Annotated in this window: 12 protein-coding genes; 5 read left to right on the top strand and 7 right to left on the bottom strand. The window is 72.8% G+C overall.

Annotated elements, in window-relative coordinates:
* Position 1: 1 nt before the first annotated feature.
* Both benA and QRT03_RS09355 read right to left on the bottom strand, forming a co-directional pair.
* A complete protein-coding gene (gene benA, locus QRT03_RS09360) occupies positions 2 to 1,357 on the bottom strand; it encodes a benzoate 1,2-dioxygenase large subunit (RefSeq protein ID WP_286052412.1) in 1,356 nt (451 codons plus the stop codon).
* A gap of 146 nt (positions 1,358 to 1,503) precedes the next feature.
* Positions 1,504 to 2,412 carry a LysR substrate-binding domain-containing protein gene (locus QRT03_RS09355; RefSeq protein ID WP_286052411.1) on the bottom strand — a complete coding sequence of 303 codons (909 nt, stop codon included), beginning with the start codon at positions 2,410 to 2,412 and terminating at the stop codon, positions 1,504 to 1,506.
* 136 nt (positions 2,413 to 2,548) lie between these two features.
* Here QRT03_RS09355 and QRT03_RS09350 point away from each other — a divergent pair, with 136 nt between their 5' ends.
* Together QRT03_RS09350 and QRT03_RS09345 are read left to right on the top strand one after the other, a co-directional pair.
* The gene (locus tag QRT03_RS09350; RefSeq protein WP_286052410.1) at positions 2,549 to 3,712 is read left to right on the top strand and encodes a TauD/TfdA family dioxygenase; all 1,164 of its coding nucleotides are present in this window, start codon (positions 2,549 to 2,551) and stop codon (positions 3,710 to 3,712) included.
* The gene (locus QRT03_RS09345) at positions 3,709 to 4,284 is read left to right on the top strand and encodes an HD domain-containing protein (RefSeq protein ID WP_286052409.1); all 576 of its coding nucleotides are present in this window, start codon (positions 3,709 to 3,711) and stop codon (positions 4,282 to 4,284) included. Before QRT03_RS09350 ends, QRT03_RS09345 begins: the two co-directional genes overlap by 4 nt.
* Before the next feature lie 22 nt (positions 4,285 to 4,306).
* Here QRT03_RS09345 and QRT03_RS09340 read toward each other — a convergent pair whose 3' ends face one another.
* From QRT03_RS09340 to QRT03_RS09325, 4 genes are all read right to left on the bottom strand, one after another.
* On the bottom strand, positions 4,307 to 5,413 hold the full coding sequence (locus tag QRT03_RS09340) for an MBL fold metallo-hydrolase (RefSeq protein WP_286052408.1): 1,107 nt from the start codon (positions 5,411 to 5,413) through the stop codon (positions 4,307 to 4,309).
* A 24-nt stretch (positions 5,414 to 5,437) separates the two neighbouring features.
* Positions 5,438 to 7,297: a S9 family peptidase gene (locus QRT03_RS09335; protein WP_286052407.1), complete on the bottom strand. Its 1,860-nt coding sequence runs from the start codon at positions 7,295 to 7,297 to the stop codon at positions 5,438 to 5,440.
* A 66-nt stretch (positions 7,298 to 7,363) separates the two neighbouring features.
* Positions 7,364 to 8,206, bottom strand: a complete 843-nt coding sequence (locus tag QRT03_RS09330) for an SCO6745 family protein (RefSeq protein WP_286052406.1) — start codon at positions 8,204 to 8,206, stop codon at positions 7,364 to 7,366.
* Positions 8,207 to 8,230: 24 nt separating this feature from the next.
* Complete coding sequence (locus tag QRT03_RS09325; RefSeq protein ID WP_286052405.1) at positions 8,231 to 8,506, bottom strand: hypothetical protein; 276 nt, start codon at positions 8,504 to 8,506, stop codon at positions 8,231 to 8,233.
* A 228-nt stretch (positions 8,507 to 8,734) separates the two neighbouring features.
* On the opposite strand from QRT03_RS09325, the gene QRT03_RS09320 reads away from it, so the two are divergent.
* Complete coding sequence (locus QRT03_RS09320) at positions 8,735 to 9,493, top strand: SDR family oxidoreductase (protein ID WP_286052402.1); 759 nt, start codon at positions 8,735 to 8,737, stop codon at positions 9,491 to 9,493.
* A gap of 104 nt (positions 9,494 to 9,597) precedes the next feature.
* On the top strand, positions 9,598 to 10,221 hold the full coding sequence (locus QRT03_RS09315) for a hypothetical protein (protein ID WP_286052401.1): 624 nt from the start codon (positions 9,598 to 9,600) through the stop codon (positions 10,219 to 10,221).
* Here the strand turns inward: QRT03_RS09315 and QRT03_RS09310 are convergent.
* Positions 10,206 to 10,997 (bottom strand): alpha/beta fold hydrolase, encoded by a 792-nt coding sequence (locus QRT03_RS09310; protein ID WP_286052400.1) that lies wholly within the window; start codon positions 10,995 to 10,997, stop codon positions 10,206 to 10,208. The two genes, QRT03_RS09315 and QRT03_RS09310, sit on opposite strands and share 16 nt — an antisense overlap.
* A gap of 223 nt (positions 10,998 to 11,220) precedes the next feature.
* On the opposite strand from QRT03_RS09310, the gene QRT03_RS09305 reads away from it, so the two are divergent.
* Positions 11,221 to 13,176 (top strand): acetoacetate--CoA ligase, encoded by a 1,956-nt coding sequence (locus QRT03_RS09305; protein WP_286052399.1) that lies wholly within the window; start codon positions 11,221 to 11,223, stop codon positions 13,174 to 13,176.
* Positions 13,177 to 13,186 lie beyond the last annotated feature (10 nt).

The following is a 13,186-nucleotide window of genomic DNA, read 5'->3' as shown; positions in this document are numbered from 1 at the left end:
ATCAGGCCTCCTTCTCGGCCGAGAGAGCCGCCCGCATCGTCTCCAGCCAGTAGCCGTGCTGGACCGGATAGAGGCCCTCGTCCTCGTTCTTGGCGCCCGACGAGATGACGCCGTCCATGCCCAGCGCGGAGGCGACCTCGTCGGGACCGTCGATCCAGTGTTTGACCCCACGGCTCATGTCGTTCCACGGCGCGGTCGTGGCCTCGAAGGTCAGCTGGCAGGCGCGGAACTCCTCGAGGTCGTCGGGGGTGGCCATGCCGGAGGCGTTGAAGAAGTCCTCGTACTGCCGGATGCGGTTCGCGCGGGCCTGGTCGCTCTCACCCTTCGGCGCGATGCAGTAGATCGTGACCTCGGTCTGGTTCGGCGCGATCGGACGGAAGTGCCGGATCTGCGTCGAGAACTGGTCCATCAGGTAGACGTTCGGGTAGAGGCACAGATTGCGGGAGCCGCGGACCATGAAGTCCCCGGTCGCGTCGCCGAACTGCTCCTTGAGCGTGTCGATCTCCGAGTAGAGTGGCTGGTCCTGCGGGTTGGCCTTCCAGGTCCACAGGCACAGGTGGCCGTGCGGGAAGGACCAGTAGCCGCCGCCGGACTTGCCCCAGCCGCCGGCGTCGAGGGCCTTGGTCTCGTTCTTCGACTCGCCGCTCTCGCGCCGCGAGGTGGTGGCCGCGTAGTTCCAGTGCAGCGCGGTGACGTGGTAGCCGTCGGCGCCGTTCTCCGCCTGGACCTTCCAGTTCCCGTCGAAGGTGTAGGTGGACGACCCGCGCAGCACCTCCAGGCCCTCCGGCGACTGGTCGACCATCATGTCGATCAGTTCGGTGGTGTCACCGAGGTGCTCGGTCAGCGGGAGGACGTCGGCCTTGAGGCTGCCGAACAGGAATCCCCGGTAGCTCTCGAACATCGACACCTTGACGAGGTTGTGCGACCCGTCGGTGTCGAAGTTGTCCGGGTAGCCGGCGCCGTCGGGGTCCTTGACCTTGAGCAGCGTCCCGTCGTTGCGGTAGGTCCACCCGTGGAACGGGCAGGTCAGCGTCTTGCGGTTGTCCCGCTTCTTGCGGCACAGCATCGATCCGCGGTGTGCGCACGCGTTGATCAGGCAGTGCAGCCCGCCGTCCTTGTCGCGCGTGATCACGATCGGCTGACGGCCGATGTACGTGGTGAAGTAGTCGCCCGGCTCCGAGACCTGGCTCTCGTGGGCGAGGTAGACCCAGTTGCCCTCGAAGATGTGCTTCATCTCGAGTTCGAAGATCTCCTCGTCGGTGAAGATCCGGCGGTTCGCCTTCACCACCCCGGACTCGCGGTCGTCGACGACGGCGTCGGCGAGGACGTGTTCGGCTCGTTCCAGGCTCTGCGTCATCGCGGCCTCCAGGTGGTGGGCTGGTGTTCACCCAGAGTCCCTCGACATGGCGCACGCCACACCGGCCAAGTACCTAGTCCTGACCTAGGGCTCCTGCGAGTCCCGGGCACCCGCGACCTGCCTCCACCTCCCCGACACCGACGAGTTCACGTCGTCGCACCATCGCCGGGCAGCACGGGGACGTGCTCGTCGAGGCGGGCGAGCCAGGCGAGGAAGGTCCGGGCCCGCGGGGAGGGCGTCGGGTCGTCGTGGGACCGCAGCAGGTAGTGGGCCTGCCGCATGGGGAAGGAGCGCGCCAGGGCGAGGGCGACCCGGCCCTCGCGGACGGCGGCCCGGACGAACCGTTCGGGGACCACGGCGCTGGCGTCGCCGGCCGCGACGAGTTCGAGGGCGGTGACCGTGGTGTCCACGGTGATGGTCGGGCCGCCGGGCGCTGGCGGCAGCAGGCGCTGCCAGACGTCGTCGAAGCCGAGGACCCGGATGCGGGGACGGTCGGCGAGGTCGGCGACGTCGTTCACCGGACCGAAGCGCTCGACGTGGCGCGGGCCGTGCACGACGACGGCGTCGTCGTGGTGGAGGAGCTCGGCGTGCACGCCGGGCCACGCGCCGCGGCCCTGGTGGATGTCGAGGTCCACCTCGCCCGGGACGAGGGCCTCCGCCCAGACCGCGGAGACCAGGCGCAGGTCGATCTCGGGGTGCTCGGCGCGGAAGAGGTGCAGGTGCGGGGCGAGCCAGGTGGTCGCGTAGGACACCTGGGTCCGGACGGTGAGCTGCTCCCGGCGGGCCGGCGCGAACAGCCCTCCCGTGGCGGCGGCGAGGTCGTCGAGACTCTCGCGGACCGCGGGCAGGTACGCGCGGCCCAGCTCGGTGAGCGCCACGCTGCGGGCGAGCCGCTCGAAGAGCGGGACCCCGAGGTGGGTCTCCACCGACCGGACGCGCTGGCTGACCGCCGCCGGGGACAGGTGCAGCTCGGCAGCGGCCGCCGCGAAGCTCCCGAGCCGGGCCGCGGCCTCGAAGGCCTGCACGCCGGGCAGGGGCGGCAGCGGATCGCGCACGACGACGACCCTAGGCACGTGACTCGGCGAGCCACACATTTCCCGGGTCTCAGGGGCGATTTCCGTCGTTTGAGTTCGCCTCCTGCGGCCGCGACGCTGGACGGGACCACCGATCGCGACACCCAGGAGACCTCCGGTGAGCCAGACACTCGACACGACCGACGGCGCCCTCGCGCTCGACGAGAGGCACCTGAGCGTCGTGCTCGACGGGCAACCCCGCCACTTCCACTACGTCTGGCTGCGCGACAACAGCTGGGCCGCCGACGACCGCGTCCGCCAGAGCGGGGAGCGCAAGCTGTTCACCGGCTCGATCCCGGCCGACATCGCGCCGACCACCGCCGCCTGGGACCCCGACCGCGGCCTGCAGGTGCAGTGGAACGACGGACGGGCCGCGACCTACTCGCCGGACTGGTTGCGCCGCTACGACTACTCCCCTGCCGCTCGCGCCGCCCGCCGTCGTCCGGTGTCGCTCTGGTCCGCGACGGCGGGTGAGCCGCCGTGGTTCGCGCACGCCGACGTCGTCGGCAGCACCGACGGCCAGCTCGCCTACCTGGACGCCGTCCGGGAGCACGGCGCCGCGGTCGTCAGCGGGGTCCCGTCCGAGGACCACGAGGTCGAGCGGTTCGCCGAGCACATCGGCCACGTCCGCGAGGTCGCCTTCGAGCGCGTGCACAACGTCCGTCACGACCCGGCCGGCTACAACGTCGCCCACACCCCCGGCGAGCTCAAGCCGCACACCGACCTGCCCAGCTACGACTGGCCACCGTCGGTCCAGCTCCTGCACTTCCTCACCCACCGGGCCACCGGCGGGGAGTCCACGCTGGTCGACGGCTGGGCCGCCCTGGCCGAGCTGCGCCGCGACGCCCCGGAGCACTTCGACACGCTCGTCCGCGTGCCGGTGCCGTACCAGCTCTTCAGCGACGACGAGGACACCTGGGCCGAGAACCCCATGGTGCAGCTCGACACCGGCGGTGAGGTCCGGCTGTTCCGGTTCTCCAACCAGCTCGCCCAGCCCCTCGCGGCGCCGTTCGAGGACGTCGAGGCCTTCTACGACGCCTACCGCCACCTCGCCCGCATCATCGACTCCGGCCGCTACCGCGCCACCTTCGGCGCCGAGGACGGCGACCTGCTCACGGTGCACTCCCACCGCGTCCTGCACGGCCGGCTGCCCTACGACCCCACCAGCGGCGCCCGCCACCTCCAGGACGTGTACATGGAGTTCGACGACCTCATGGCCCGCCGCCGCGTGCTGCGCGGCGAGCACCGGCCGCTGGCCGCCCAGCCTCAGGAGGACGCATGACCTCGGGACGCCCCACGGTCGGGTTCACCGCCATGGCCGACGGGACCGCCGCCGACTACGCCCTGCTCGAGACCTACGAGCACGCCGAGCTCGCGCGCTTCCCCGACCGCGTGCTGGGCTGGCTGCGCGCCATGGACGACCACACCGGCTACCGGGTCACCCGCCTCGAGCACAGCCTCCAGGCCGCGACCCGCGCCCACCGGGCCGGCGAGGACGAGGAGACCGTGGTCTGCGCCCTCGTCCACGACATCGGCGACATGCTCGCCCCCGCCAACCATTCGGAGGTCGCCGCGGCCGTCGTCCGGCCCTACGTCTCCGACCGCAACTACCAGGTCATGCGCCACCACGGCGTCTTCCAAGGCGTCTACTGGTTCCACCACGTCGGCGCCGACCCGAACGCCCGCGACCGCTACGCCGACCAGCCCTGGTACCAGGCCTGCGTCGCCTTCTGCGCGCGCTACGACCAGAACTCCTTCGACCCCGGCTACGACAGCGAGCCGCTGGAGTTCTTCGAGCCCATGCTGCGCCGCGTGTTCGCACCCGAGCGCGTCCACGCTCCCGACCTCGCCTGACGCGAACCGCCCCGGTGTCCGGTCAGAGGCGGCGCCACCACGCCGTCCCCGCTCCCCCTTCCCGACGACGGGTGAGGTCCAGCCGCTCCCCCGGGCGCGGGAGGGCGAGCGGAACACCGTGGTCGGCGGCGGCGGCCAGGGTGCGTTCCGGGGGCTCCGCCCAGGGGTGGAACCCGAGCGCGAAGGTCGCCCAGTGCACCGGCAGCAGCACCGTGCCGCGCAGGGCGACGTGCGCGGCGACGGCCTGCTCGGGCGTGGTGTGGATGTCGGGCCACAGGTCGGCGTAGGCACCGATCGGCATCAGGGTCAGGTCGAACGGGCCGTGCTCGGCGCCGGTCACCGCGTGCACCGCGCTCGCCCCGGTGTCCCCCGCCGCGTACACGGCGTGCTCCGGACCGGCGATCTTCCACGCCGCCCACTGCGTGGTGTTCCGGTGGAAGCCGCGTCCGGAGAAGTGGCGGCACTCCAGGCACGTGAACGTCAGCCCGGCGACCTCCAGCACGTCGTTCCAGTCGCCCTCGACGATGCGGTCCCCTGCGACGCCCCAGAGCCGCAGGTGGGCGCCCACCCCGAGCGGCACGACGAAGGTCGCCGTCGTCGTCCGGGCCAGCTCGACGACGGCGGGCCGGTCCAGGTGGTCGTAGTGGTCGTGGCTGATCAGGACGACGTCGACCTCACCGAGGGCGCTCAACGGCACGGGCGGGGCGTGCAGCCGACGTGGGCCGAAGCCGGGGACCGGCGACGTGCGCGTCGACCACACCGGGTCGGTCAGCACCCGCCGTCCGTCCACCTCCAGCAGCACGCTCGTGTGCCCGAACCAGGTCGCGGCGAGCGCGCCGCGCTCGTGGGCCGGTGGCGCGTCCGTCGTCGGGATCGGGCCCGGCGGCAGGCCCCGCTCCCGGCGGGTGAGCAGCATCGTCGCGATCTGCCGGGCCGTGAGGTCCGGGCGGGGCAGGCCCGGTTCGCGATTGGCGAAGGACCCGCCGGCGGCGTGCGGCGAGCGCACCGCGATCCGTCGCAGCTGCGACGGCCACGCCCCCATGTTCCGGCGCACGTGCAGCACGAACCCGGCGAGCCCGACGACGGCCGGCGCGGCTGCGAGCAGGACCGCGCGGGAGGATCGACGCATCGGTCGATCTTCCCCCGGCCCCCGTCAGGACCCGGCGGCGAGGTGCTCGGCGAGGAACCCGTCGATGCGCCGCCACAGGGCGATGACGTTCTCCGGGTTGACGAAGCCGTGACCCTCGTCGTCGCAGACCAGGTAGTCGACGTCGACCCCGCGGTCGCGCAACGAGGCGACGATGCGGTCCGACTCCGCCTTGACGACCCGGGGGTCGTTGGCGCCCTGCGCGACGAACAGCGGCGCGCGGATCGCGTCCACGCGCGTGATCGGCGACCGGGCGCGCATGTCGGCCAGCTGCTCCGGGTCGGCCGGGTCCCCGACGTAGCGGTACCAGTTCGGCGCGAGGTAGGGCCGCACGAAGTCCGGTTGGGTGCGCATGAAGTTCTCCAGGTCGGACACGCCCACGTAGTCGACGACGGCCGCGAAGCGGTCGGGGGTGAATGTCGCGCCGACGAGGGCGGCGTACCCGCCGTAGGAGCCGCCGAGGATCGCGACCCGGTCCGGATCGGCGTAGCCCTGCGCCACCGCCCAGTCGACACCGTCGAGCAGGTCGGTGTGCATGGCCTGCGCGAACTCGCCGATGGCCGCCCGGGTGTGGGCCCGCCCGAAGCCGATCGACCCGCGGAAGTTCACCTGCAGCACCGCGTAGCCCCGGTCGGCCAGGAGCTGCACGCCCGCCGCGTAGTCCCAGGCGTCCCGGCTCCACGGCCCGCCGTGCACCGCGAGCACCAGCGGGAGGCTGCGGGGCTCGACGCCGAGCGGCAGGGTCAGCAACGAGGGCAACTCCAGCCCGTCGCGGGCGGTGATCGTCACCGGTCGCATCGGCGCGAGCGTCTCCGGGTCGAGCTGCGGGTAGGGCCGGAACAGCAGCCGCCGCTCCCCCGTGCCGTGGTCGTAGAACCATGTGACGCCGGGGTCGCGGTCGTGGGTGAAGGAGACCACCCACCGCTGCCCGGAGGCGTCGGAGCTCAGTGCCGCGACGTCGCCGTCCGAGAGCGCCTCCAGGTTCTTCAGCACCTCGGCGAAGGACGGGTCCAGCGCGTGGATCACCTGTCGCTCGGCACCGAGGTAGCGGACGCCGAGCAGCTCTCCGGTGCCGCGGTGCAGGATCAACGGCGACGGCAGCGTCGGGAAGACCTGGGACCGGTTGTCGAGATCCATCGTCAGGTGGCTGTCGACGACCGTCTCCGCGCCCGTCGCCAGGTCGATCCGGACGAGCTGGGTGTGGTCGGTGCCGCGATAGGACGGCGCCCACATCGCGGAGCGGTCGGGGGTGAGCTCCATCGGGACGAGCCCCGCCGGGAAGTCGTCCCCGAGGAACGTCGCGATCTCCTGCGGGTCGCCGTCGTTCCAGCGCGACAGGAGGTTGTCGCCGGCCACGGTCGCGGAGCTGACCAGCAGCTCGGAGCCCGCCCCGCGCAGGAAACCCGCGACGTCGCCGGGGTTCTCGGCGAGCATGGTGAGCGTCCCGCTCGCGACGTCGATCTCGTACAGGTCGAAGACCGCGTGCTCGCGGGCGTTCAGCTGGACGATCGCGGTCCCCGGCCGGTCCAGGGGCTGCTCGATGCCCAGCACCCGCGCGCCGTCGAACGGCGTCAGGTCGACGATGCCGCCCGAGGCGAGGTCGACCCGGAACACGTGCGCGTCCTCGTCGCCGCCGGTGTCCTGCAGGTAGAGCAGGTGGTCCGGGCCCGCCCACTCGTAGCGCTGCACGCTGCGGGTCTCGTCCGCCGTCACGCAGCGCGCCTCGCCGCCGTCCAGGCCTTCGACCCAGACGTTGAGCCGGTTCCGCCACGGAGCCAGGTAGGCGAGCCGGGTGCCGTCGGGCGAGATGACCGCGGCGGTGCGGACGGGTGGGGCGAACAGGTCCTCGACGCTGTAGCGGGGCATGGCCCGAGCAGACACCGTGCCGTCGCGACACGGTCCAGCGTCGCCCGCCCCCGTCACCCGGTCGGGTCAGGCCCTGGTCGGCATGACGATGCCGCCGGCGGCCATCGCCGCGGTGATCGGCTCGAGCACCACGACCAGCTCGTCGAGCTCGGCGGGCGCCAGGGACTCGTACGGCGCGGCGGCGAGGTCGTCGGTCAGGTCCTCGATGCGCTGCTTGGTCGCGCGGCCGGCATCGGTGAACCGACCGTTCGCGTCGATCAGCCCGCGCTCGCGTAGGCCGTTCATGACGACGGCGAGGCGCTTCTTCGGCAGGTGGTGGATGCGCCCGAACGACTCGGCCGGGTGGATGCCGTACTCGAGGGCGCTCAGCACGTGGGACTCCGTCCCGCCGATCCGCTCGCCGACGAGGGCGGCGATGTGCCCGTCGCCCCGGTGCTCGCGCAGCATCGTCGCGGAGTGCCAGAGCCGGGCGACCGGGTCGGACGGCACCGGCATGGCGCGCATCCCCGCGAACATGATCCGGCCCTCGAGGGGCACCCCCTGAGCGGCCTTCGTGACGAGGTCGGCGGCGCGCTCCACACCCGGGGAGCCGGCCAGGTCCTCGCCGAGGATCCGCCGCACCGAGGCCGCGCTCCCCCGCTCCCGGGCGGCGAACGACGCCTCGGGCGACGCCGTCTCCCACGCACTCGGGATGTGGCGCGCGGCCTCGCCGTCGGCGAAGTTGTAGAAGGCGGCGTGCACGACCTCCGCCGGCACCCGCCCCAGCGACGCCGCCCGGCTGGCGAAGTAGCCGTCCCAGTAGGTGCGGTGGCCGAGCGCGGCCAGCTCCTCGTTGCACTCGTCGGCGAAGAACGTGACCAGGCAGATCGGCTCCAGGAGCTCGAACATGCGGCGGGCGGTCGTGGTCATGTCTGCTCCCTCGGTGGTGGGCTGTCACCACGACGACGAATCGGGGCCCCCCGATTCGACATCGGCCCCACCGAGATCCTCACGCGGTCGCTCGGCGTGCCACGGGACGATCCCGATCAGGACGTCGGGCAGGTCGGCGACGTCGAACTCGAGCCGCCGCCACTGGGCCTGGCCCCGCGCCTGCGCCTCCGGGTACGGGCCGTAGCAGTCGCCGCGGCCGGTCACCGGGTCCACCACGAGGACCACGAACCCGTCGGCCAGGTCGTCCTCGTCGCAGGGACACGGCCCGGGCAGCGTCATGGCTGCCTCCTCTCCTCGCGCGGGTCGTCTCCCGGCCCGTCACGGGAAGCGTGGTCGGTGTGCGCGCGGAGCGGTGTCCCCCGACCGACCGGTCCTGCGGAGGACGGTGTGTCCCACCACCGGGGGACGCCGAGAAGCACATGAGGCACGTCAGACGGCCGGCGCGGGTGCCTCACGTACTCCTGATCATCGTCAGCGGGCGCGAGGCCGAGGCGGCAGGGTGTGCGCATGGACGGGCAACGGGTGCTGGTGACGGCGGGCGCGAGCGGGATCGGGTGGGCGGTGGTGCAGGCCTTCGTCGCGGCCGGCGCGCGGGTGCACATCGCCGACGTCGACGCCGACGCGGTGGCGTCGGCGGTCTCGGATTCGGTGACCGGCACCGTGTGCGACGTCAGCGACCCGGTCGGCGTCGAGCGCCTCTTCGCCGACCTCTCCGAGTCCCTGGGTGGGCTCGACGTGCTCGTGAACAACGCCGGGATCGCCGGCCCGACCGCGCCGGTCGAGGACTACCCCCGCGAGGGCTGGGACGCCGTCGTCGCGATCAACCTGACCGCGACCTTCGCCATCACCCAGCGGGCGATCCCCCTGCTCAAGGCCTCGCCGCGCGCCTCGATCATCGTCATGAGCTCCGTCGCCGGGCGGTTCGGCTACCCCCGGCGCGTCGCCTACTCGACGACGAAGTGGGGCCTGGTCGGCTTCGCCAAAACCCTCGCCCTGGAACTCGGCGAGTTCGGCATCACGGCGAACGCGATCCACCCCGGCGCCGTGGCCGGGCCCCGGATCGAGCGGGTCCTCGCGGGGCGGGCCGAGGCCGCCGGCACCGACGTCGAGACCGAGCGGGCGAAGGCCGTCGCGAACCAGTCGATCCCGGCCCTGACCGACCCTGCCGACATCGGGGCGCTCGCCGTGTTCCTCGCGAGCGAGCACGGCCGCTCGATCTCGGGTCAGAGCCTGCCCGTCGACGGGGATTCGAAGGCCGCCCAGTGACGCGAGTGCGACGTCGCGCAGGTCCGGGGGCGCCGATTCCTGCCTGATGTCGCACTGGACGGTCCCCACGGGCTCCGTGACTCCGACAAGGTGAGCTCCGGCCCGTGTCCCACACCTGGAGGTCCGGCGTGCTGATCACCTACTCCTTCACGACGACGGCCGTGACCGTGCGGCGGTGGTTCGAGGTCGGCGTCGACGCCGTGATGGAGACCGGCGCACGCATCGAGCTCGCCCTGCGGGACGTCCGGCCGCACCGAGGCAGCGAGTCCGCGGCGCAGCCCCTCGTCGTGGACCGGACCTTCTGGCGCGCCGACATCTTCGGCCGCCTCGACCGGCCCGACGCGCCCTACGGTGCCGCACACTTCCACCCGCACTTCGACGGGGACGAGCCCTCCGACCGGGTCTGGGACCGCCACCTCACCGAGCACCCCTGGGAGTGGCTGGACGAGCAGTTGCGCGATCTCGGACGGCTCCTGCGTGCTGCGGGTCTTCCCGACGAGCCCGACGAGGACGCCGAGGCGCTCCGGCTCGCCGCACCGCAGATCGTCGCGACCGCGCGAAGCCTCGGACCGGAGGTCCGGCTCGACCGCGACGAGACCTTCCGCCTGACCCGCGACGCGTCGCACCGGATCGCGCTGATGGTCGAGCTCGCGAAGGACCGGCCCGACCTCGACCTCGACCACCTCGCGCCCTGGCTGGAGCGCGACCGCGCTCAGCGCACCGGCTGACCCGCGATCACGCGGCGCACGGCGTCAAGCACCTCGTCGGGATGGTCGAGGTGCACGCTGTGGGTCGCGCGCGGCCAGCTCACGGGCGTGGTCCCGAGATCGCGGGCGATCCGGGCGTGTGCCTGCCGGATCGGGTCGTCCGCCTTCCGGTCCGCCGTGACGACGGCGGCCGGGATCTGCGGGAGCGCGCCGTCGCGCCACTGCCGGGCCAGCTCCGTGAGTCCTGCGGTGGCCCGGACGAGCTGGTCGACGTCCATCTCCAGCGTCCGGTCGACCGCCGCGGCGCAGTCCGGTCGCAGACCCCGCTTCATCTGGAGGCCCGCCAGCCGCAGCGTCCCGCCGATGAGCGCCGGCCCGAGGAGCGGGACGGCGGAGATCCGCGCCATCACTGCGGTGCGCCGTTCGACCTGCCGGCAGATCTCGGCGTCGTTGACCGGGGTCATGTCCAGCAGCACCAGCCCGGCGAGGTCCTGCGGGTACCGCGCGGCCCACAGCGCCGCGACCGCGCCGCCCAGGCTCTGGCCGACCGCGACGACGGGGCCGGTCCCGAGTGCGGCCACCAGCGTGTGGAGGTGGTCGGGCGCGTCGGCGAGCGTGCCCGGTTCCGACGACGAGCCGGTGCCGCGCCGGTCGTGGACGATCACCCGGGCGCCGGGGTCCGCCACGAGTCCCTCGACCAGCCCGGGGAAGAACCCGTCGCACGTGGCCGCACCGCCGGGCAGCAACAGCACGGGCGGCCCGTCGTCCCCGTGGACCTGCACTCCCTCGGGTCTCATTCCACCTCCTGACGTCGTCCGCGCTGCGTGCCGATGGTGCCCGCGAGCCGACCGCCAGGCATCGCGGGGTCCTCGTGAGCGTGTCGCAGCAGAGCTTGCGCGAGTCGCTCACGAACTCGTGATCATGACCCGCGATCGACGCCGCCGCGATCAAGGCCCCCGGTCCGCCCCGACGTCACCACGTACTCGCGGTGAGACGCCGATCACGGCACGATCGGACACCATGAGCGCCCCCGACGCACCGACGCTGATGCGCCCACCGAGCTCGCCCGACGGGACCGGGCTCGGAGCCTTCCGTGAGTACCTGTCGTCGTCACGCGGGCTCGAGTTCGACGACTTCCGGGCGCTGTGGCGCTGGTCGGTCGACGAACCGGAGGCGTTCTGGGGGTCGATCTGGGACCACTTCGGCGTCGTGGGCACCTACGACCGCGTCCTCGGTTCGTCGGAGATGCCGGGCGCGGAGTGGTTCCCGGGCGCCCGCGTGAACTACGCCGAGCACATGCTGGGCACCGCGGAGGACACCGACCGCACGGCGATCATCGCCCGGTCGCAGTCCCGGGAGCCGGTGGAGCTGACCTACGGCGAGCTGCGGGACCAGGTGGCGCGGGCCCGCGCCGGGCTGGTCCGCCTCGGCGTCGGCGAGGGCGACCGCGTCGTCGGCTACCTCCCCCACGTCCCCGAGACGATCGTGGTGTTCCTGGCCGCGGCGAGCCTCGGGGCGATCTGGGCGGCGTGTGCGCCGGAGTTCGGCGCGCGCAGCGTCGTCGACCGCCTCGGGCAGCTCGAGCCGACGGTGCTGCTCGCCGTCGCCTCCTACCGCTACGGCACCAAGGACGTCGACCAGCGCGACGAGCTCGCGACGATCCGCGCGGGTCTGCCCAGCGTGCGGCACGTCATCGCCCTCGACTACGGGCCCCACCCCGTCCCGGACGCGATGGCGTGGGACGACCTGCTCGCGGAGTCGGGGCCGCTCGAGTTCGCCCCGGTTCCCTTCGAGCATCCCCTCTACGTGCTGTTCTCCTCGGGGACGACCGGCCTGCCGAAGGCGATCGTCCACGGTCACGGCGGCATCCTGCTCGAGCACCTGCGGCTCTTCGCCCTGCACTTCGACATCCGCCCCGGCGACCGGACGCTGTGGTTCACCACCACCGCGTGGGCGATGTGGAACATCACGATCTCGGTGCTGCTGCACCGCGGGGCGATCGTGCTGCTGGACGGCAACCCGCTGTGGCCCGACCTCGAGGCCCAGTGGCGGCTCGCGGCCGAGACCGGCGTGACGCTGCTGGGCACGAGTCCCGGCTACCTGATGGCCTGCCGCAAGGCGGGCGTCGTGCCCCAGCGGTGGCCGGAGCTGCGTCAGGTCGGGACGACGGGCGCCCCGCTGCCACCCGAGGCGTTCGACTGGGTCTACGAGCACCTCGGACCCGACCTCGTCCTCAACCCGTTCAGCGGCGGCACCGACGTGTGCAGCGGCTTCGTCGGCGGCGGCACGTGGCAGCCGGTCTACCGCGGGGAGATGTCCGGACCCGGGCTCGGCCACGACGTGGCCGCGTTCGACGAGGACGGCAACCCCGTCGTCGAGCAGCTCGGAGAGCTCGTGGTGCGAGCCCCGATGCCGTCCATGCCGGTCGGCTTCTGGAACGACCCCGACGGCGAGCGCTACCGCGAGGCCTACTTCGACGTCTACCCCGGCATCTGGCGCCACGGGGACTGGGTGCGGTTCACCGAACGCGGCAGCTGCGTGATCACCGGGCGCTCCGACGCGACGCTGAACCGTGGCGGGGTGCGCCTGGGGACGGCCGAGTTCTACGACGTCGTCGAGGACATGCCCGAGGTGACCGACTCGCTCGTCGTCCACCTCGAGGACGACGACGGCGGGTCGGGCGAGCTTCTGCTGTTCGTCGCGCTGGAGGCCGGCGCGGCGCTCGACGACGACCTGCGCAGCCGCATCGCCGCCGGGCTGCGGCGCAACCTCTCCCCGCGGCACGTCCCCGACCTGATCGCGGCCGTCCCCGCGGTGCCGCGCACCCTGACCGGCAAGAAGCTCGAACGCCCGATCAAGCAGGTGCTGCGTGGGCGACCGGTCGAGGAGGTCATCAGCCCGGACGCGGTCGCGGGCGCCGACGCCGTTCCGGCGTTCCGCGACGCCTACCAGGTGGCTCCGCCTCGTGAGCAGTGATCCGTGCCCG

This window comes from Actinomycetospora termitidis (assembly GCF_030286555.1).
GTDB classification, from domain to species: Bacteria; Actinomycetota; Actinomycetes; order Mycobacteriales; family Pseudonocardiaceae; genus Actinomycetospora; species Actinomycetospora termitidis.
The sequence above is the reverse complement of the archived record's forward strand: the minus strand, read 5'-3'. Positions and strand labels throughout refer to the sequence as shown.